The sequence below is a fragment of the Bacteroidota bacterium genome (assembly GCA_037133915.1).
GTDB lineage: Bacteria > Bacteroidota > Bacteroidia > Bacteroidales > CAIWKO01 > JBAXND01.
On sequence record JBAXND010000010.1, the window covers coordinates 79,563 to 101,625 of the forward strand.

The 22,063-nt window shown below is 42.7% G+C and carries 16 protein-coding genes and 1 other RNA gene; 9 read left to right on the top strand and 8 right to left on the bottom strand.

The window, feature by feature from the left end:
- Positions 1-6: 6 nt before the first annotated feature.
- From WCM76_05310 to WCM76_05325, 4 genes are all read right to left on the bottom strand, one after another.
- On the bottom strand, positions 7-1,860 hold the full coding sequence (locus WCM76_05310; protein MEI6765039.1) for a T9SS type A sorting domain-containing protein: 1,854 nt from the start codon (positions 1,858-1,860) through the stop codon (positions 7-9).
- Positions 1,861-1,925: 65 nt separating this feature from the next.
- Complete coding sequence (locus WCM76_05315; protein MEI6765040.1) at positions 1,926-3,221, bottom strand: TolC family protein; 1,296 nt, start codon at positions 3,219-3,221, stop codon at positions 1,926-1,928.
- A gap of 4 nt (positions 3,222-3,225) precedes the next feature.
- The gene (locus WCM76_05320) at positions 3,226-6,312 is read right to left on the bottom strand and encodes an efflux RND transporter permease subunit (GenBank protein ID MEI6765041.1); all 3,087 of its coding nucleotides are present in this window, start codon (positions 6,310-6,312) and stop codon (positions 3,226-3,228) included.
- A 78-nt stretch (positions 6,313-6,390) separates the two neighbouring features.
- Positions 6,391-7,425 carry an efflux RND transporter periplasmic adaptor subunit gene (locus tag WCM76_05325; protein MEI6765042.1) on the bottom strand — a complete coding sequence of 345 codons (1,035 nt, stop codon included), beginning with the start codon at positions 7,423-7,425 and terminating at the stop codon, positions 6,391-6,393.
- A 232-nt stretch (positions 7,426-7,657) separates the two neighbouring features.
- Between WCM76_05325 and WCM76_05330 the strand changes: the two genes are divergently transcribed.
- Positions 7,658-10,051, top strand: coding sequence for a T9SS type A sorting domain-containing protein (locus WCM76_05330; protein ID MEI6765043.1), 2,394 nt, complete (start codon positions 7,658-7,660; stop codon positions 10,049-10,051).
- A 13-nt stretch (positions 10,052-10,064) separates the two neighbouring features.
- On the opposite strand, the gene WCM76_05335 is transcribed toward WCM76_05330, so the two are convergent.
- On the bottom strand, positions 10,065-10,472 hold the full coding sequence (locus WCM76_05335) for a thiol-disulfide oxidoreductase DCC family protein (protein MEI6765044.1): 408 nt from the start codon (positions 10,470-10,472) through the stop codon (positions 10,065-10,067).
- A 199-nt stretch (positions 10,473-10,671) separates the two neighbouring features.
- On the opposite strand from WCM76_05335, the gene WCM76_05340 reads away from it, so the two are divergent.
- A complete protein-coding gene (locus tag WCM76_05340; GenBank protein MEI6765045.1) occupies positions 10,672-11,493 on the top strand; it encodes a tetratricopeptide repeat protein in 822 nt (273 codons plus the stop codon).
- Positions 11,494-11,497: 4 nt separating this feature from the next.
- Here the strand turns inward: WCM76_05340 and WCM76_05345 are convergent, their stop codons facing one another.
- Both WCM76_05345 and WCM76_05350 read right to left on the bottom strand, forming a co-directional pair.
- A complete protein-coding gene (locus WCM76_05345; GenBank protein ID MEI6765046.1) occupies positions 11,498-12,451 on the bottom strand; it encodes a glycosyltransferase family 2 protein in 954 nt (317 codons plus the stop codon).
- An 11-nt stretch (positions 12,452-12,462) separates the two neighbouring features.
- Positions 12,463-13,038 carry a DUF4199 domain-containing protein gene (locus tag WCM76_05350; protein MEI6765047.1) on the bottom strand — a complete coding sequence of 192 codons (576 nt, stop codon included), beginning with the start codon at positions 13,036-13,038 and terminating at the stop codon, positions 12,463-12,465.
- Between the two features lie 73 nt (positions 13,039-13,111).
- Between WCM76_05350 and ffs the strand changes: the two genes are divergently transcribed.
- From ffs to WCM76_05370, 4 genes are all read left to right on the top strand, one after another.
- An RNA gene (ffs, locus tag WCM76_05355) (signal recognition particle sRNA small type) lies at positions 13,112-13,210 on the top strand.
- Positions 13,211-13,302: 92 nt separating this feature from the next.
- On the top strand, positions 13,303-13,923 hold the full coding sequence (locus WCM76_05360; protein MEI6765048.1) for an L-threonylcarbamoyladenylate synthase: 621 nt from the start codon (positions 13,303-13,305) through the stop codon (positions 13,921-13,923).
- A gap of 10 nt (positions 13,924-13,933) precedes the next feature.
- On the top strand, positions 13,934-14,269 hold the full coding sequence (locus WCM76_05365) for a cupin domain-containing protein (protein MEI6765049.1): 336 nt from the start codon (positions 13,934-13,936) through the stop codon (positions 14,267-14,269).
- An 82-nt stretch (positions 14,270-14,351) separates the two neighbouring features.
- Positions 14,352-15,656 carry an oligosaccharide flippase family protein gene (locus WCM76_05370; protein MEI6765050.1) on the top strand — a complete coding sequence of 435 codons (1,305 nt, stop codon included), beginning with the start codon at positions 14,352-14,354 and terminating at the stop codon, positions 15,654-15,656.
- Between the two features lie 37 nt (positions 15,657-15,693).
- Here WCM76_05370 and WCM76_05375 read toward each other — a convergent pair whose 3' ends face one another.
- Positions 15,694-18,144 (bottom strand): DUF5916 domain-containing protein, encoded by a 2,451-nt coding sequence (locus WCM76_05375; GenBank protein MEI6765051.1) that lies wholly within the window; start codon positions 18,142-18,144, stop codon positions 15,694-15,696.
- Between the two features lie 302 nt (positions 18,145-18,446).
- Between WCM76_05375 and WCM76_05380 the strand changes: the two genes are divergently transcribed.
- Genes WCM76_05380 through msrA form a run of 3 tightly spaced genes read left to right on the top strand, consistent with a single transcriptional unit; the run spans position 18,447 to position 21,828 of the window.
- Positions 18,447-20,582: a T9SS type A sorting domain-containing protein gene (locus tag WCM76_05380; GenBank protein MEI6765052.1), complete on the top strand. Its 2,136-nt coding sequence runs from the start codon at positions 18,447-18,449 to the stop codon at positions 20,580-20,582.
- Positions 20,583-20,637: 55 nt separating this feature from the next.
- On the top strand, positions 20,638-21,177 hold the full coding sequence (locus WCM76_05385; protein MEI6765053.1) for a hypothetical protein: 540 nt from the start codon (positions 20,638-20,640) through the stop codon (positions 21,175-21,177).
- A gap of 12 nt (positions 21,178-21,189) precedes the next feature.
- The gene (gene msrA, locus WCM76_05390) at positions 21,190-21,828 is read left to right on the top strand and encodes a peptide-methionine (S)-S-oxide reductase MsrA (protein ID MEI6765054.1); all 639 of its coding nucleotides are present in this window, start codon (positions 21,190-21,192) and stop codon (positions 21,826-21,828) included.
- Positions 21,829-22,063 lie beyond the last annotated feature (235 nt).

The window sequence follows — 22,063 nt, forward strand, 5'->3', positions numbered from 1 at the left end:
TTACAATTATTTAACCAGCACTTTAACCACACGCTGGAAATCATTGTTCCCCACCCTTACCAAATAAATTCCTTTGGCCAGCTTACTGGTATCAAAGTTTGTTTCTATTGAACCTGAAACCGGCACCAGCGTTTTACGCGCCAGATTCTTTCCGTCAATATCAAACAACTCCACAATCATATCGCCTGACGCCGGAAGTCTCCCGGCTTTAACAACAAGGATATTGTCTGATTGGAAACATGTAAGTTCGGGCTGCTGGCGGCTCTTTTCAATTCCTGTCAGCGGGTTAATTATCTGGAACGCAAATATTCTTGTTTTCTGACCGCCTGAACTGTATTCATTGGTGTGCCAGAACGTGATTCCATCGGGGTCAAGCGAAGTTTGAGAATAATCGCCCCAGCGATTATAAACTCCTGATAAGACACTGGTGCCCGCCTTTGCTGTTTGCTCGGTAAATGTCATCTGACCTAATGGGTCGGTTGCCAGTCTTCCGGTGTATCGTATCCCCGGATACAGGCTTGAAGCATTTGTAACAGAATACGCCAATCCGATGCTGCCGTCGTTGTTCATGGCAATGCTTCCGGTCCAGCGACTGGTTGCATCGGCCGGACCATAAGTACCCTGCTGATAGATACTCCAGGCATTATTCGTGAGATTCTGCCGAAGCTCATACCAGCGGATTCCGGCAATTTTACTACCCAGATTCACTGTATTGCAAAGCACAACAGAGTTATGATTTGTAAATCTCATATAGGGCGCTCTGTAAGAAAAGATGCCATCCAGTGCATCAAGCTTTTCGCCACCCGATGGCTGCACAATATCTTTAAGTGTGCCTCCTGTGAAGTACGAATTGAACGGCTGCGTAGCAAGTGTTGTATCAAGCGTTACTACCGCTGTATGATTAATCCAGTTTGTTGTGATATTGCATATTACGATTTGGTCGGAGGCTGCACCCTGGTTGTCATCATTGAAATAAACAATATTTTCGGGAGTACCGCTTGGAGGCAACTGCCCGTCGGCATCCAGGGTGGTGGATACCCAGAAACCGCTTGCACCGGGCAGTGTAAGTCCTGACGGATAGGAAGTAGTTATCATTGCCGCCGTGTTGTCACCAACAAGCATTTTGGCTCTTTCATAAACTACAGCTTTCTGTGTATCAAAATTAGCAACCATATAATAACCGTCGTGCCAGATTGAAAACTTGGGATAATCGGGGTAATTGTTTCCGAAACTGAATGTATAAACATAATAAGCTCCGGTGGGGTCATTCGTTGTAGAAATTGCAATTAAAATCTTATACGGCGAATTGCTCACCTGAAACTGCTGAATAAACCAGCGGTCAGCAAATCTATCATACATAACGATGGGATCACCGTCATTGACGCTACCCGACCACAGGGTTGAAAGATCCAGCGAACTCATTGCGGGATTTCCGTTCTTGTAATAGGCCCGGTACTGATCATTCACCGCCTGCACATAATATACTGAATTTGCAGCGCCCGAAGGATCTGCAGGATAGGCATCACCCGGCTGCCCGTCGAAATTGCTTAATGGCGGAGTTAATGAATCTATACCTTTCGTGAGTTGCCTTATGGGATCAATGCCATTGGCCGGCAAGGCGCCCGATTTGGGAACAAACGGTCTAATTCTGTTATGACGGTCTTTATCAGCGGCTTCATTTCTCCTTTCATCATCAGAAATACTTTTTGCAGGATGCTGTTCTGCAAGTTCCTTCAATGGTTTAGAAATAAAAAAAGTATCACACACTTTGTAGGTTCCTTTATCGGGAATGCCGTTGTTCTGTGCATTCAGATTTGCATAGAACAGAATTAACAGGATGAATACTACAGCTTTTTTCATAACACCATGGATTAGTCGATTAAAGTAAAATAATATCCCTACTTCCGAGAGTACCTATGTGACGTTTAATACTTGAGTTTAAAAATCAGTGATTGAAGCTGTATCTCAGCAAGCTTCGCGACATATTGAGTATTGACCAGTGAATACGCCGCATTTTCAAAACTTGACTGCGCGGCTTTTACATCAAGAATAGTGGCCTGACGCACTTGAAAATTCTCCAGTACAAGGTTCATCAGTTTGCCGGCAAGAATGTAATTTTCCTGTTGTCGGTTAAGTTGCCGGATTGCTGTACTGTACGACTGATAAGCTTTTACAGCGTTTGAAGTAAGATCATTCATCGTGTTTTCCGTTCTCAGCTGCGCATTCATAATTTCAATACGCGCAGCTTTGACGTGTCGTCTTACAGCATTTCCGTTATAGATAGGTATCTGAAGCGTAAGCCCCGCTGAAGGTCCGTAAACCTGACCAAAATACAGGGCAGCTTTATCGCTTTCCGAGCGGTCAAAGTTGTAGCCTGCGGAAATTTTAACCGAAGGATATCGTTGGGCATTGACTTCTTTCATCAGTTGTTCACTGATGTGTGTCTGCTTTTCTGCAATCATATATTGCGGATTATTTTTAAGGGCGTTCAATACGGAATCAGCTCCGATTCCGGGATCAACCGAAATGCTGTCATCAACAATAAATGAATAATACGTTTTTGAACTCATGAGTGCCAGAAGATCTGTTTTTGACTGTTCAATAATCATCTTCTGCGTTTCCTGATTTTGCAGTGCAATATTTACATCCATTTGTGCTTGCATAATATCCACACCACTTGCCATGCCGACACTGTCACGCTGTTGCACAATTTCAAGTTTTTTTTCAGAAATGGCGAGTGTACTTTCAATAATCTTCAAATAACGCTGCTGTCTGATAATGTCAAAATAAGCAATCATTACATCGGCTACTTTTGACTGTATCATATCATTCAGCAATAATTCACTTTGTTCCTGCAACATCCTTAACCGCCGGTAATCGGCAATAATCTTAAATCCGTTAAATAAAGTCATGCTTGTATAAATGCCTGCATTCACGTTATTGTCAAGACTATTTGAATAGTTTGTTTCAGAACCGTTTTTGAATTTCTGATCGGGAGTATTCAGCGCCGTATTATCGGAAACAGTTATTCCCACAGAAGGAAGCCCGCCGGCATTACCAAATGAATAATTCAGTGTGTTTATTTCAGTATTATTTCTTGCGATTCTGATATCAAAACTGTTCCTCAGTGTTGAGTCGATTGCTGAACGTAACAGCAGTGTTTGCTGAGCCTGAAGCAGCGACGGCAAAAAGACGCAAAGTATAAAAAATACTTTTTTCATTTTATCATGATTTGGCATCCACTTCAACGGGGGTTTCCTTCAATTTTTTATGTTTTCCTGAAATAAAAACATAAACCGCCGGGATGACGAATAACGTTAATATCAATGAGAATAATATACCGCCTACAATTACTATTCCTAAGGGCACGCGGCTCGTAGCGGCAGAACCGAGGCTGAACGCAATAGGCAACGCGCCAAAAGAAGTTGCAAGGCTTGTCATCAGAATGGGACGCATACGCTGAGTGGCAGCTTCTATCACCGCCTGTATTTTTGGAATCCCTTCCGCACGTTTTTTATTTGCAAATTCAACAATAAGAATTCCGTTTTTGGTGACCAGTCCGACGAGCATAATCATTCCGATTTCGGAAAACACATTGAGTGTTTGCCCAAATATGAACAAGGTCAGGAAGGCGCCTGCAATGGCGAGTGGCACCGTGAGCATGATGGTAAGCGGATCGGCAAAACTTTCAAACTGAGCTGCCAGAATTAAATAAATCAGTGCCAAGGCGAGCAAGAAAGCAAAAATGATATTTGAAGAACTCTCCGCATAGTCACGCGAAGCGCCGCTCAGCGCGGTCTGGAAGCTTTCGTCAAGCTGCTTGTCAGCAATAGCACGCATGGCATCTACCCCATCTCCTATCGTTTTTCCGGGAGCCAGTGAAGCAGAAAAGGTTGCCGATTTATACCTGTTGAAATGAAAAATTGCAGGCGGATTGGCATCCGTAGAAACATTTATGATGGACGTCAGCGGTATGTTTTCACCAACATTATTTCTGATATATAATTTTGTGATATCGCCCGGCCGTTGCCGGTCTTTATAGGCAACCTGACTGAAAACCTGATACTGTCTGCCATTCATAATAAAATAGGCAAGTCTTCGTCCGCTGAAGGCACTTTGGATTACGCCGGCAACATCGGTCATTGTCAAGCCCATTTCTCGGGCTTTAATCCGGTCAACGGTGATGTCAACCTCCGGTTTGTTGAACTTAAGATCCACATCAACATTCTGAAACGTTTTATCACTTCTGGCGGCTTCCAAAAATTTAGGAATAATCGTTTTCAGTTTAATAAAATCAAGATTCTGAATTACAAATTGTACAGGAAGCGCACCACGCGAGCTTAGTCCCACAGAAATCGTTTGTTCTTCGATAGGGAAAATACGCAGGTTGTTATATCGGCTTGCAATTTTAGCTATTTCAGCAGCAATCTCGCTTTGTGACCTATTGCGGTCTTTGCGGGGAACGAGTCCTACACGCGACATTCCACTGTTAACGCCTGTACTGCTGTAACTGGGCAATGCAAGAAATGCAAATTCCCTTTCGGGGATGGAGTCTATTAAATAATTCAGAAAGTTCATTCCGTTGCGTTCCATGTACTGATAGCTTGACCCTTCAGGTCCCACCATAGCGATGCGGACACTTCCTTTATCTTCAAGCGGTGCGATTTCACTCTGAATATTTTTTCCGACAAAATAAATGATAAAAACACAAACGACAACGATAACCCACGCAATCCAGCGTCTGTCAATGAAACGGGTAAGCAGCTTTGTATAACCGTTCTCAAATCCACTGAAGAAAGGCTCTGTTTTATTGTAAAACCAGCTGTGACGCGATTTTTTTCGGGTCAGATAAATATTCAAAACAGGTGTAAGCGTGAGTGAAACAAAGGCAGATACCAGTACGGCAAATGCAAGTACAACGCCAAACTCACGGAATAGCCGGCCAACAAATCCTTCCAGAAAAATCACAGGCAGGAAAACAATTGCAAGAGTACAAGAAGTAGAAATTACCACAAAAAATATTTCTTTGCTGCCTTCAATTGCGGCCTGCCGTATGGGCATTCCTTTCTCAAACTTTCGAAAAATATTCTCCGTAACAACAATTCCATCGTCAACGACAAGACCTGTTGCAAGGACAATCGCCAGCAGTGTAAGAATATTTATAGAGAAGCCTGCCATGTACATAATGAAAAACGTGGCAATGAGCGAAACCGGAATATCAATAAGCGGCCGGATTGAGATCAGCACGCTTCTGAAAAAGAGGAAAATTACCAGAATTACCAGGCAGATTGATATCAGGAGCGTTTCTTTCACTTCTTTGAGTGATGCCCTGACATTTTTAGTATTATCAATAAGCGTTGTGAACGTAATATCGCTTTTCTCCGATTTCTTAATTTCTTCAAGACGCTTTGTAAATTCATCAGAAATATCAATGTAATTGGCTCCCGGTTGAGGCACAATGGCAATACCAACGCCATATACACCATTCAAACGCCAGCTTTGCTCATACTGCTCCGGACCGAGTTCAACTTTTGCCACATCGCTGAGGCGAACAATGCCATCGGCACTTTCATGTACAATCAGATTTTTGAAATCATCTTCGGTAGTAAGGCGGCCCAGTGCACGAATTGTCAGCTCCGTTTTGGTCCCATAAATTTTACCCGAAGGAACCTCTACATTTTCTTTATTCAGCGCACCTGAAATATCATTGAATGCGATGTTATATGCATTCATTTTATCCGGATCAATCCATATACGCATAGCCTGCCGTTTCTGACCGACAATGTTTACTGCGCTCACTTCCGGAATTGTCTGAAATTTATTCTGCAGCACATTTTCCGCATAATCACTCAGCTCAAGCAGTCCTTTTGATTTGCTCTGAATGGCAAGCAGAATGATGAAGTCGCTGTTGGCATCTGCTTTTGTAACAACCGGTGGCGCATCAATATCCTGAGGCAGGTTGCGTACCGCCTGACTAACCTTATCACGCACATCATTCGCGGCGCTTTCGAGGTCGGAACCAAGATTGAACTCAACCGTAATATTACTTACACCCACAGAGCTTGACGATGAAATGGTGCGGATTCCCGGAATACCATTGATTGATTTTTCAAGCGGCTCGGTTATCTGACTTTCCACAATATCGGCATTGGCTCCCGTATAAGATGTTCTGACGGTGATGACCGGTGGATCAATGGCCGGGTATTCGCGAACGCCCAAAAAAGTTAATCCTATCAACCCGAACAAAATGATGGCGATGCTCATCACTGTTGCCATTACAGGCCTTTTGATTGATAGTTCAGAAATATTCATTTGAGCCTACGTATTACATTATTCGCCTGTTGGATGTTGTGTTATTGAATTTCTCAACAGACACAAACGCATCCAAAATTATTTTAATTCACTCAGTTTCTTAACACCTTTAATAATAAGCGATGCATTGGGCCGAACAAAAAGAACCCCGCTAACCACAACGGTATCGCCATTAACAAGACCATCTGTAATTTCAACAACATCGGCTGTTCGGGTACCTGTTTCCACATTTTTAAATACACCCTTCCCGTTCTTTACAACAATCACCTGATTTGATTGGGCATCAGGAATGATTGCATTGCCGGGAACCACGATTCCTTTTGCAATCTGGGTTAATATTACTTTTACGAATGCGCCCGGATAAAGTGTGCCGCTGTTCAGACGAGCGCGCACCTTAATATTCCTGCTGCTTTCATTAATCTGAGGCTCAACCGCACTGATGGTCGCTTGCAGTTTTTCGTCCGAAGCATTGGTTTGAACCATCACTGTGCTTCCGATTCCTACTAGTTTTACATAGGCTTCGGGTACGGTGAAATCAATTTTCACTTTATCTGATTGCTGTAATGTGCCTAACAGCGTTTGCGGTGTTACAAACGCACCCATACTCACCTGCCGCAGCCCGAGCTTACCGTCGAACGGTGCTTTAACCACGGTTTTATCAATCTGTGCTTTCAAAACATTGACACTTGCTTCTGATGAATTCATTGCATTCAGTGCGGCGTCATAGGTGGCCTGGTCAATTCCCTGTCCGGCCAGCAATTTCCTCAAACGCTTTTCCGTTTTTTGTGCAAGTTCATAAACTGATTTCTCCTTTGCAAGTTCAGCCTGCAAATCCGCATCGTTTATACGGACAAGCACGGTGCCCTGCTTTACGGAAGCGCCGTCAGGTAAATTCAAAAACGTGATTCGGCCACTTATTTCAGTACGAAGCTCTACCATTTCTTCCGATAAAACCGTTCCGTTCACTTCAATCCCCGCAGGGAATTCCTGTTCCTGCGCAATAATTACTTCAACACGGGGTGGCGGAATTTCCTTTTTTGCAGTCTGCTTATTGCCGCCATTACATGAAATCAGCGCAATAGCAAGGATCGGCAGTATTCTGATATATCTCATAGCATAAAATTACACCAACATGATTACGAGCCGCAAAGTTAGTATTAATAGGTCAACCTGAATGACCTATTTATTATAATATCTCTTAGAACAGGGCAAAAGCTATTTTTTCATCAAATCATCAGATTGACTGTTTATTAATTAATTTTGTGAAAGGTGCATAATGCGTTCTTTTATTACACAAGGCGTTATATGTGCTATATTTTTAAATATATTCGTTAAAATCCATTCCATGAAAAAAACAATATCAGTTCTGATAAAAAGTCTCGTATTTCTGCTAATTATGTGCAACATTTCATTTGCACAAACAACCGTTGTACTGTGGAATTTTGATGATCAGAATATTACGGCCGATGCCGGAATTCCTGCTAATTTAGCAAAGCTCGCTCAGAATACTTCAAGCGGACCCTATACATTTCCTATCGGGATAGGCGGTGTGGGATTTGCCTGTTCCAGTAACGGCTGGGATGGTTATTATAATTACTGGCTCATTGATTTTGTAACCACCGGATATTATTCCCTGACGGTTTCTTCCATTCAGAGAAGTTCGGCGACAGGGCCACGGGACTTCAAGATACAATATGGATTCAGTTCAACTGGTCCATGGACAGACTTGCCGGGCGCTACCACCATAACTCTCGCCGATAATTATACAAGCGGTGTTGTAAGCAATATTCCGCTACCGCCGGTTTGCGATAACCAACCCGATGTTTTTCTAAGATGGATTATGATTGATGGGATTTCGGTGGCAGGTGGCAGTATTGGCACTTCCGGTACTTCCCGTATGGAAAACCTTGTTATTTTGGGAAATCCGCCGGCTCCGGTGAACGACAACTGCCCGGGAACAGCCCTTTCCATCAATCCGTCATGCACTCCCATTTTGGGAACAACCATCAGTGCAACACAATCACTTTCTGAATCTGCCGGTGACGATGATGACGTTTGGTATAACATCACTCCTGCCGGAACCACGGCCACCATTGAAGTTTCGGGCAATGCAGGATTTGATCCGGTATTAAATTTCAGAGATTCCGCGTTGTGTAATTCATCAAGCATCATGTATAATAATTTTACCGGAACAGGAGGAACGGAACGGATGCGCATTAGTGGTTTAACTTCCGGTAAAACGTATGAATTCAGAGTGTTTTCGGAAGGAACAGGTGCTGCTGCCCAGGGAACGTTCAATGTATGTGCATACACCTACACTCCCGGTTCAAATGATGATGTGTCTGCAGGAGTTCCTCTGCTGACAACGGGAGCTAACACAGGTCAGGATAACACGTTTTATGGATTTCAAATCAATGAGCCTTATGGTTCAATGTGGCTGACTTCATCTGACGCTCCCGGTAATTCGCAATGGTTCCGTTTTATTCCAAACGCAAGTGGTTGTTATTCCGTTGCCGCTACCGGTTTTGATACGCAACTGGCAATTTACACGGCAACCAATGTATCTGATTTCAGTACGTTTAGTCAAATTGCCAGCGACGATAACAGCGGACCCGGAAATACCGGATTTATTTCGGCAATGGCGCTCACTTCAGGTACCACATATTATGTTCAGATTAACGGATTCAAAGGAGCTGTCGGCACGCCCATAATTACCATCAATCAACTGAGTGTGACGCAGCCAAATTTCATTACTGCAACGTCGCCGGGCTGTACAAAGTTTACAGCAAACTGGGGTGGAATGTCAAATGCCGGAGGTTTTTTTCTTGACGTTTCTACCGATACGTTCAGCACTTTTGTTCCGGGCTATCATAATTTAAACGTGAATTATGTGACATCGTATGTAGTAACCGGACTCAATCCCGGAATCAGCTATCAGTATCGCGTGCGTGCTTACGGAATGTGCAGTTACACACCTGTTAGCAGCAATTCGGACACCGCATATATAACAACAGCGCCCGGTCCCGGAACACCTGTATTTACAAGCGGCGCCGCTACATTATGTGTCGGGCAGGGAAGCACTTATACGGCCACCGCAAGCAATGCTGCATCTATAACATACAGCATTGTTGCCGGAACGGAAATGATTCATCCGACCACAGGCGTGGTAACTGCGGCCAATGGAAACTTCACCGTAAGGGCAACTGCAACTGATTCCTGCGGGACAGCTATAACCGACATGGTTGTTTCTGTATACCCCATTCCGCCTCCACCGGTCATTACACTCAATGGGATTGTATTATCATCCAATGCTTCATCGGGCAATCAATGGTATGAAGTAGGCGGATTGGTTGCAGGTGCCACAAATCAAACATTTACACCTGCGTCAAACGGAAGCTATTACAGTGTTGTTACGCTGAACGGCTGTTCATCAGATCCTTCGGATACAATCACGGTAATTGTTACTTCGGCAGAGCAACATACGGAATCCGCTATTTTCAGTATTTTCCCTAATCCCGGCAACGGTATTTTTACAATTTCCTTTAACAGCACTATGAACGAAATTGTTACGATTGAAGTTCTGAATAATCTCGGACAGCTCATTTATAGCGAAGATGCAGACAACAACGCCGGAGTAATTTCGAAAATCATAGATTTGACCGCTTATTCAAAAGGCATGTACTTCGTAAAGATTAAGCATGGAGAAAAGGAGGCGCTGACGAAAATTGTCATTCAATAGCGCCGATGAAATTTCAGGGCAGAAACCTTTTATTAATTTCGGGAGAAGGAATCATGCATGTTTCGCGTTTACCAAAAATCCTGTAGCGTGATTTTGCGATGAGGTTGTAAAAGAAATCTCTGAACGGCCGTGGTAAAATAATAAAGAAATAACCCAGCTTCCATGCGCCTCTCAATTCCTTTAAAATACGAAGAACTGCCGAAGATTTCACGAAGTAATTGTTTCCCTTTATCAGAACCAGTGAATCGAAACGATCTGTCGGCAGATTAAATTGTTGTAACAGTGCCTGTCCGCTATCAGACTGCAATGAAGCAAATTTGAATTTTGCCCGGGGATCATTTTTTATAGTGAACTGTACCGTTCTGTTGCATAGATTACACACCCCGTCGAACAGCAAAATGTATGTTTCAGTATTGGTCATGCTTCTAAAATTTGCGTTATCATTTGCTTTGGAAAGTGTGTTTCGAATGGTGCAAAAGCCATGCTTTTTCAAAGGTAATTAAAATTACACGATACGCTCTTATTGCATGCGGAGGCGCTATCCTTTATGAGTGTATTCAATCATCTTCAAATATTACTTACATTTACCGAACTTTATAAACACATAATTTAAGCAGCTCATGAATAAATTTGCCCGTTTGCTGATAGCCCTTGCAATGATTTTACCTTGCAGTTTTCATTCTTTTGCGCAAAATGCTGCTGATTTGGTAAAGTCGGGCAATGCCAAGTATAAAGCATATGACCTCGACGGTGCTTTTGCCGATTACAACAAGGCTATTAGCCTCGACAGTATGTTTGCTGAGGCGATGAACGCAAGGGGTATCGCTTATCTGGCGTCACGCAATTACGGGAAAGCCATTGTTGATTTTTGTAAAGCTATTCAACTGGACGGTCAGTATGCCGAAGCTTATAACAACCGAGGCAATGCCGGTGCTTCCATTCAGGACAACACGCTTGCCATTGATGATTATACCAAGGCAATTTCTATCAAGCCTGATTATACCGAAGCTTATAACAATCGCGGGTGGGCATATCTGAATGTGAATTTATACGAACAGGCCATTACTGATTTTAATAAGGCCATTGAAATTAACCCCAAGTATACCGATGCTTATAACAACCGCGGGTGGGCCTATTTCAACATGAATGAAACAGACAAAGCTATTGCTGATTATACAAAAACCATTGCTTTGGACTCCACTTATTCGGGCGCATATAACAACCGCGGATGGGCTTATTACACCATGAAAGAATATAATAAAGCAATTATAGATTTTTCAAAAGCGATTGTAATCAGTCCCAAATACGGCAAAGCATATATCAATCGCGGGAATGCGTATTATAATCTTAAAGATACGACAAATGCCTGCGCGGACTGGAAAAAAGCACTTGAGCTCGGCGTTACCGATGTGCAGGGCGCTATTGATGCTTATTGTAAATAAGGCTCTAAATCCCCGATTTTTTCTCGATGTGATATTTGTTGCGGTCGCTGCCGGTGCGTGCAATCATCTCCGCCAAAAAGCCTGTCAGGAACAGCAGCGTGCCCAATATCATCATGGTCAGAGCTATGAAAAAATAAGGACTTTCAATGACTTTGGGTGCTTTTATAGCATTTACCAGATAGTAAATTTTCTGAGAACCCACTAAAACCGCGGCAATAAAGCCTAACACAAACATTATCGTGCCCATGCTTCCGAAAAAGTGCATCGGCTTTTTTCCGAATTTACCAACGAAACTGATAGAGATAAGGTCGAGCAAACCGTTGATAAAACGGTTCATACCAAACTTTGTTTTGCCGTATTTGCGTGCCTGATGCTGAACTACTTTCTCGCCAATTTTGCTGAATCCGTTCCATTTGGCAATAACCGGAATATAACGATGCATCTCGCCGTATACTTCGATATTCTTCACAACATCGTTTGAATACGCTTTCAGCCCACAGTTGAAATCATTCAGCCGCACACCCGACATCTTGCGTGTTGCCCAGTTAAATATTTTGGTAGGAATGGTTTTTGAAAGCGGGTCATACCGTTTTTTCTTCCATCCCGATACCAGATCAAAACCATCGGCCGTAATCATTCTATACAGGTCGGGAATTTCGTCGGGGCTATCCTGAAGGTCGGCATCCATGGTTATAATCACATTGCCGTGTGCTGCTTCAAAAGCCACATTCAGTGCGGCTGACTTGCCATAATTGCGACGAAACTTTATGCCTTTGATGCACGGATTTGCCGCCTGCAGTTTTTCAATAACGCTCCAGGAATCATCTGTAGAGCCGTCGTCAACCAGAATAACTTCGTACGAAAATTTATTCGTATCCATCACGCGCGCTATCCATTCGGTAAGTTCCGGCAGCGATTCGCTTTCATTTAACAGAGGTACAACAACGGAAATATCCATGGAATGGTAGCTTATAAAGTTTCGGGCATTTTTTCACCTTTACGGATGAACGCTGCAATGATAAGAGATAATATACCTGAGAAAACAACAGAATTAATGGCTGTGCCGGTAATTTGTTTGATGGGCTCAAAACGTGCTGTAACCTGCGCCATTACCTCATCAATTTTTTCTTGAGGAAGATTCTGCGCACTGAGCATTTCGCCAAGTTTTGCCACTTGTTCCGTCCAGTATTCGGGTGCGAAGAAATGAAAGAACAGAAACGAAAAGATTCCGGATACGGCCAGACCTATAAAGCCTGCAATCCATCCGCTAAAAAGGCTTTTTGTATAGGTCGTAGTACCTCCGTTAATTTTATCGCGAAACTTTTTCATAACCATGGTAATGGTAGTGATAAGAACAGCAAGATTTACAAGGAACATCAAAATGGATGACAGTATTGACATCATGTTAATGTCCAAAATATAATACATAACCGACAGCAGTACAAAAATACCTGCAATGATGAGCCCCATACTGAGTGAGTTCATCAGAAGTGCCTTGTTTGTATTTAACCGTGGTTCGACCACCGGTGTTGGCTCGTTTTCCATAATTATCTGTATTAATCGGACAAATTTAATATTATTTCAAATCAAGCTTGTAAAAAATATCTATATTTGCACCGGGTAAGTCTTATACGACCAGCTCCTGCGAACTCCCCCAGGTTCGGAAGGAAGCAAGGGTAAGTAGTCGTAGCGGTGCGATATAAGTAACTTACCCATTTTTTATTGGTACTAATCAATATTTTGTACATTTGTCCTGAATGTGCAAGCTCGTGCAGAGCTGCCGAAAACGTGAATTCTTCGAACGACAATATGCTGCTGAAAATCTATCCTGATAATCCCAGTGAACGACAAATCATGATGGTGGTTGACTGTCTGAAAAACGACGGCGTAATCATTTATCCAACAGATACCGTTTACAGCCTTGCATGCAGTATATACAAGCCCAAAGCAATTGAGCGCATCGGTCGTATAAAAGGTGTTGATACACAAAAAGCCAATTTCTCTATCATTTGTCATGATTTGAGTAACATTTCCGAATATACCAAGCCCATCCCGAATACAATTTTCAAATTGATGAAGCGGGTGCTTCCCGGGCCGTTCACCTTTATATTGGAGGCAAACAGCAATGTTCCGAAGTTATTTCAGAGCCGTAAAAAAACCATCGGCATAAGAATTCCGGGAAACCAAATACCTTTGGAAATTGTCAGGTTGCTTGGATGTCCGTTGATGACCACCTCTATTCATGATGAAGACACTATCGTTGAATACAGCACCGACCCCGAGCTCATCAATGAAAAGTATTCCAAACTCGTGGATATGGTAATTGACGGCGGTTACGGCGATATTGAAGCATCTACGGTGGTTGACTGTACCGGCGAAGAACCAATCATTGTCCGTCAGGGAAAAGGCAACATTGCAGAGTATCTCTGAGCATTATTCTATGAAAATCAAAAACAACATTTTTTCTGAAGCGATTGATAAAGCAACGGGAACTGAATTGTTTGAATCACTTTTCAGTGATGAACGTGTTCTGATTGAACGCATCGTTTCATCGGGCGAATCAACACCTGACGGAGTCTGGCTCGAACAGGCGAAAAATGAGTGGGTAATTGTTATGCAGGGAAATGCCGTTCTTGAAATTGAAACCGGCGGGCTTCATGAACTTCAAACGGGCGATTATGTGCATATCCCATCAGGAACTAAGCACCGGGTTGTTCAAACGTCGGAACTGCCTCAATGTATATGGCTGGCCGTGCACTGGAAGAATGAAAAATGAAAAATGCCTGGCCGACGGCAGTGGAAGTGATGAGATACATTAACCACCACTTATAAATAATTATCAAAAACGCCTGAATATTTTGGAAGCAAACCGCGGATGGACAAGAGATATTTTCGGGGTGTTCAGTACGAATATTTTTATACTGATTATTGGATTCGTCATTGGCATCATTCTTCCGCGCGAACTCGGACCTCGAGCCATGGGTCTGTACTTTGCTATACTTGCTATTCCGCTGCTTACACAAAGTTTAATTGAACTGGGCGTTCGTCCCACCATCGTTTTTCTTACAGGTAAAAAAGTTTATTCCGAAGAAAAAATCGTCTCGGGATTAATTTACATCCTTGCCATTTCTACCATCGTCTGCATAATACTGTTCAGCATTATTTTTTACTTTCTGAATAATCCCGACTATCACATTTCATTCATCATCATTATAATTATCATTACACCGCTTCGCCTTGCTATTGCCTATTCGCGGGCATTTATTCTGGCAAAGGAAAAAATCAAACGCTTTAACCGCTCCAATCTTTTTTTCATGCTGTGTAATCTTATCGGCGTTATCGTGCTGGTGTGGATACTGAAGCTTGGCGTTCTGGGCGCCCTGTTATCACTGTTGTTTGCGAGTCTGGTGGTATCAATATACTCTGTTGCGGTTATTGCCCGCGAGCACAGAATACAGCTTGGATTTGATATAAAGGTTGTTTCCACAATTTTTAAACAGGGACTGGTATTTGCTCTTTCATACTTCATCATCAGACTGAATTACCGTATCGATATTGTGTTGATGGAACGCCTGTCAACACTGACCGAGGTCGGTTATTATTCATTGGGCGTTAACATTGCCGAACAGCTATTTCAGCTGCCGGCGGCACTTTTTGCTGTGGTAGTAAGCCGTTCGGCCAATGCCACCGATCAGGTAAAGATGACACGCGACGTATCTAAATTGCTTAGAATAACGTTCGCAATAGCATTACTTTGTTCCGTGATTCTGTTTTTTGCCGTCCCCTTTCTCATCACGTTTATCTACGGCTCGCAATTCGCACCGAGTATAAAAGTGGTACAGCTTATCCTTCCGGGAATATTGTTTATTATTATTTTTAAGGTGCTGAACGGACACTTATCGGGTATCGGTAAACCATATATTTCGGCATTGGTATTTGCACCACCGGTGGTAATCAATATTATCCTTAATATTTTTTGGATCCCGCTATACGGAGGACTTGGCGCGGCTATGGCAACCAACGTCAGTTATACGCTTGGGGCAATTACGCTGCTCATTGTATACAGCCGTGTGATGAACATTCCTTTAGTCGAAATGCTGCATTACCGACTGTCTGATTTTGATTTTATCCGTACACTGAAAACCAGATTGCTCAAGCCCTGAGTCAAATATTCCCGATTTTGCAGCCAAACCGCCTGATTTAATACTTGCGGCTATGTTTCCGTATATACTGATAGTCCAGGTAATACAACACTTTCAGTGAGATGCTGTTTGTTTGAGGTGATTCAAGTGTCTGGCGAAAATTATCCGAAATATCATGAGTAATATTCGCTGCCTGTGTTTCTATGGCGTTTTTATACACGAAAGATAAACTGCTTCCGGGTGCGAACTGCCATAAATAGATAAGGTCAATATTGAACACATTGTAATTGAAATCATTGTTTTCTGTATAAGTATCGGTAGCCTTAAAATCGCCATTTTCCTGCAAAATGAAATAATGACGGTAGCTGCATGTATTCCAGTAATGGCGGGCATTCAGGCTTAGGCTCATGTCGTTTTTGAAAATATATTTAGCATTCAGGGTATTGGTCAATGTGAACATTTTACGGCTTCCGTAAATACTGTTTCCGTATTCGTCAAAATTGGCGAAGCCGAAATTCTGCGGATCCCAATTGTATTCTAAATTGTATTTAAAGGTAAGCCGGTCATTTACACGATAACGGATACCCGGTGTGACAATATAATTCTCGCCTAAAAAATGCCCTATAAAATTGCCGATGGTAAGATTGCAATTCAATGCAACCGCCCGTCGTGTATTACTGTTGAATCCTGCATAAACATAGAACATTCCGAATGACCTGCTGAATCTGCCGCTTACTCTGGGTTCATTATAATCAAAAGATTTAAAGGGCGCCATTAAACCACCGGCAGTAAGCGACCAGTAATTAAGAAATTCGGTATAGTTGTCGAAACTTACCTGTGTACCCGGTATCATTTTTCCTGTAACCGGATTCAGCATATAATCAAAGGTGAGTGTGTTGTACGTTTGTCTGTAGGTTTTCGTGGGCTCATATACATTGAATGCCACATAAGCGCGGTTCTTAAGCAGATTGTTCACAATATAATAGCCCAGATCTCGGGAATCAAAGGTTCGGTTAATCATGGTTTGTGAAACGCCCCATTGAAATTTACCCGAGATTCGGCGTGTGCCAATGAAATATTTATAACCCATAAGGTCGCTGAAGGTATTCAGTACACTGTCGGTATTGCTGAATTTCTGGCTGAAAGAGAAGGTCGCATCAACTGCCTGCGATTGCTTTTTGTTGCAGAATGTAAATCCCGTTCCCGTTACATTCGCATCATCATATTTTTTGTCGCGTATAACGTTTGTATTGATGAAATATACTGATGAATTATTTTTCAGTTGCTGATCAAACACGACAATATTGTAATTGGTAAGCGGTTCGGTAAGAACTTTTTTCCGCTTGCCTGTTGAATCTTCAATCTCCGCGTATGTATTGCCGGTGATGGCATTGAACAGACCGATTCCCATGCCGTTATTATTGCGTCCCGAAAGTTTGACTGCGTTGATGAGCTTACTAATTGAAGGATTTTCACGAATCACTTCACCGGGACCAATGCGGTAAGGCATGGAATAAAATCCGGCAGGGGTCTGACCAATACGTCGCGAATAGAAAAGATTATCGCGCGAGAACAGGTCGGTGCCTTCCTGAAAGAAAGGCCGGTTATCATTGTAGGTTACTTCCTGATAACTGATATTTTTTACTTTATTATCTGACTGTACCTGGCTGAAATCGGGCAGCAAGGTAACACCCAGTGTAAATTTTTCGTCAATGCCATATTTAAGATCTGCACCGAAGTTGTATGAGTACGAATCATTTGTTGTTCGTTTCCCGTTGATATCACTCTGGGCTTGCTCATAATAAAATGAAGCAAAAGGTGTAAGCGACAGCCGCAGCGGCGATCGGATGTTCTTGATATCTTTGAGTTTTCCCCAGTACGGGAGTACATTGTTTACATTTTTGGGTGTAAGCGACCACTGATCATATTCATGATTACGGGCAATATCACGCGCAAACTGCATTCCCCAGGTTTGTACCGGTGTATCCGGAAAGCGAATTGCCGAATACGGAATGCAAATTTCAACACTCCATCCGTTGTCGTGAATTCGAGTGGCGCTTTGCCATACTCCGTTGTAAGTTGGATCGAGTGTCCGTGAATCAATCTGTACTCCCGAGACATACACTTCAAAAATATAGCAATCCTGCTCTTTATTATACGGATCAATACCAAACCTGAAAAGATCCGCTGTGATGGCATTATCATCTCTTACACCCAATTCATGCAAAATACTGTCGGGCGAAGTATCCTTGAGCATGGCCCCGACATAAATGCCATAATCATCATACACCAGTTTTACCTCTGTCCGTTGTGTCGGGGCATTGCCTTCCACCGGTCGATACATAATGAAATCGTCTATCACAGCCGCGTTTTTCCAGGCATCATCATTAAGGTAACCATCAATTTTAGGCGCTGCAGTTACTTTGAGCGGAGTATATGATTTTCCTCCGTACTGCGCATGCAACATATTTGACAGGAGGAAAAGGATGGTTATCAGATAAAATCTCATGGGCACATTTCTTTGGGGGATTCAGTACAAATATCGCCAACAATACTCCTGAAAAAAAATAAATTCAACCAAAAGCCGAAGTCGTTCAACCGTTTCTTTGTTGGCTTCCTGAAGGCTTTGGATGATTAATAGTGCCGGGTCATTGAAATATCCGGAGATTTTGTCTGTACATGAACAGGCAAATTAACAGCAATATCAAATGCTAATGAAATGCTAAAAATAATTCTTAAAATTGTACTTTAAACGATTATATTTTATAATTTTACGCTCAATAAAAAATTAACTACAAAATCCTTTTAACTATGAGAAGATTTCTGCTTATTCTGGCATTACTGCCTTTTTGCCTGAACGCTATGGCTTTATCAGGCGGACCCGACAAATACGGCTATACCTGGAAAGACAGCAATGAGCCGGGCGGACCGACGTTTAACTGGGTAAACATTCTGACATCCGACAGAAAAGTGAACGGACTCGGCGACGACAACGTACGCGGACCTTTTAGTTTTATCAACGCCGGCGGAGTTGATTTCCGTTTTTATTGGTACACCGTTGATAAATTCTGGGTGGGTTCAAATGGTTACATCTGTTTCAATAACGTTATGCTTGCAAGCGTATTTCCACAAATTCCCGATTCGACCGACAATAGACATAATTTCATTTCCGCACTTCTCGCCGACCTCACATTCAGCGGAGTCGGCAACCCGGCTCAGTGCTATTACAAAGACACCTGGGACTCCCTTATCGTATGCTACATGAACGTTCCTTTTTATACCGATGTTCAGCCTACATGGACCGGTAGTAATACCTTCCAGATTATTCTCAATAAAGTTGACAAATCAATCACAATTAATTTCCTGAATCAAACCGGAGTCACCTTAACCAATGATGTAAAAACAGGCATTGAAAACCTAACCGGAAATATCGGGCTTATGCCGTTCAACGGGACTTACCCGGCAAGCAACTATTGCATCCGGTATTATTATCCTGTAAACCCAACCTATTTCGTTTACGACGGCGCTGCTTTATGGAATTCCCATCAGGGCAATAACGGGCAATTCCTACCCTATCCGACGACATTCCCGCTGAAAGCCAGAATTGCCAATACAGGCAATCTGGATATACCTCCTCCATTCCAGGCTCAAGGCAGAATCAAGAATTATTCGGGTGCGATACTCCTCAACACAAGTGTTCCTTTCAGCGATACTCTGAAAGTTCTTGATGACAGTATATTCAATTATACCCAGTCATTTACACCGTCAACTTTTGGTACCTACAGCTATGTTACGCACTTGACCGGTATTACAGGCGACCTTATTTATTCCAACGATTCTGTAACACAGGAATTGGTGGCGATTGATACTTCCACGCTGATTATGAAACTTAATTATACCGACAATAGTTCCGATGGCCTGGGTCTTTCCTGGGTTGATGGTACGGGAGGTGTCGCCATGTACATGGTTCCGCCCAAGTACCCATGCAAGGTATACAATACCAAGTATTTTATTGAATCGAATCCCAATTTGAACGGTTTCAGCGCAAAAATTTATGATGACGATGGTCAGGGTGGTTCTCCGGGCACGCTCATTGACTCTGTGTTTGTGCCTGCTGCGGGCATTATTGTTGGCGGATATAATACGGTTAACCCGAGCCATCCGATAATAATTTACGATGGCGGCGTATACGTAACTTGGGAAATGCATGGCACCGGCACAGCCTTAGGCAAAGATCCTACACCACCTATATCATTCAACTCATGGGAATTTGTGGGCAACTACTGGTCGCCTTACCGCAATAATCAGGACGAAGATTTTCTGATAGAACTTAATTTACAGAAGGCGCAAATAGAAGATGTGGGAACAGCAGGCATTACCATGCCACTGCTCAACGACACCTTATTTGCTCCCGGTACTGTTAAAGCATGGGTTAAAAATTATGGTCAAACTGCCGAAAGCGCTTTTGATGTGCATTATAAAATGTGGGGCTGCCCGGAAGTTGTTCAGCCATACAGCGGAGCAACCCTCTCACCGGGCGATTCAGTGCTATTCACCTTCACAACACCTTTATATAACGCTACAGATATTTATGGCGACTTGTGTGTATGGACTTCAAAAATGAATGATTATGATATCCATAATGACTCGAGCTGCGTTTTTATCAACATCAGCCACGATAACTCAGGAATCTCAGAAATGGCGGCTTCCGCGAGAATATCAACCTATCCGAACCCGTTCAAAGAAGAAGTAACGGTTGAGTTTGACAATACCACGCACGATTCATACCGCCTCGCTCTCAGAGATATTTATGGCAAAATAGTTTTCTCTCAGGAAAATATCACTGCGAGCCGTTTTACTTTACAGCGCCGGAATCTTGCTCCCGGTATCTATTTTATTGAACTCACCGGAAAGAAGAAATTTATTGGTAAGCTGGTAGCAGAATAAGCAATTATTCTGCACCTCTTTCCATTGACTTTTCCGAACGGTTAATTAACTGCGAATGCGATTATTTTTGATCGGTCTGCTTCTTGGTTTTCTTACGTTTTCAACTACGGCACAGGATGTCGGTATTTTACCCGGCATGCCCTTAGACTCTTTTACACAGCGCTACCCGGCTTTGAGGCAATATGAGGAAAAAAGTCGCACTCAGATTTATCGCGACGAAATCGTGCACGGCCTCAATGGTTCTTGGCTGTACCAGTTCGAAGAAGGCCATTTGAAATGGTTTTGTTACAGCTTCTTTACCTTTAACGACAAGGATCTGACAGAACAGAATTTCAACCTTTGCAGAGATGCGACCCTGCAGTTTATAAGTGCACAGAATAAAAAATCAGGGAAACCATCCTTATTAAAAAAACGAAGTCCGCGTTTTGAAAAAATCCGGAAAAAAAATACAAACACCACGGTGATACGCGCTGTCTGGGAAACAGCGAACATGAATTTCAGTGTCGCATACAAATACGTTGAGCCAAATCGCGGCCGTTCAGCTTATCTGTCTGTTGAAATGTGGTTTTATGGTCCGGATCATCCCCTTTTATAATCAACAAACCTGATGAAACAACCGACTATCATTTTCATCTCCGTTTTCACGCTTATTGCATTTTTTTCGTGCAATGCTATGAAACAGGATCCAAACAAAAACAATATGGAAACAACTATTAAAACGGATACGGCCGTTTTTGCCACCGGATGTTTCTGGTGCACAGAAGCCATTTTCAGCGAGCTTAAAGGCGTAATCAGCGTTACACCCGGCTTTGCCGGCGGCACCACCGAGAGCCCTACTTACGAGCAGGTTTGCACCGGCACTACCGGGCATGCCGAATGCTGCAGGATTATTTACGCTCCCGACACGATTACTTACGACAAGCTCCTGGAAGTGTTCTGGAAAGTGCACGACCCCACCTCGCTCAACAGGCAGGGTGAAGATGTTGGCACCCAATACCGGAGTGCCATATTTTATAAAAGTGACAAGCAAAAAGAACTTGCAGAAAAATACAAAAAAGAATTGAATGCATCAGGCGCATTTGACAAGCAAATAGTGACCGAAATTGTGCCGTTAAAGGTATTCTGGCCCTCCGAAAATTATCATCAAAACTATTACAACCTCAACAAATCAAAACCTTATTGCCAGGTTGTGATACGACCAAAACTCGAAAAATTCGAAAAGGTTTTTAAAGATGCATTGAAGTAAGACTACGTTTGATTTTATGAAACAAAAAAACGATTTCCGCGGAAGGTGATTTAGAAATCCGGCGCGTGCAGATACTTCATCAAATAGATTGTTTTATAAATCCTTTTCAATGCCGGGATATACTTGTTTTTATATTTTAAAAAAAATCAATCTTTGGAATTTTTATAATATGCTGTGTTGCCGCCAATGTCTACACCCTTTTTTATAAAAGGCTGTTCAAAATACTTTATTCCCA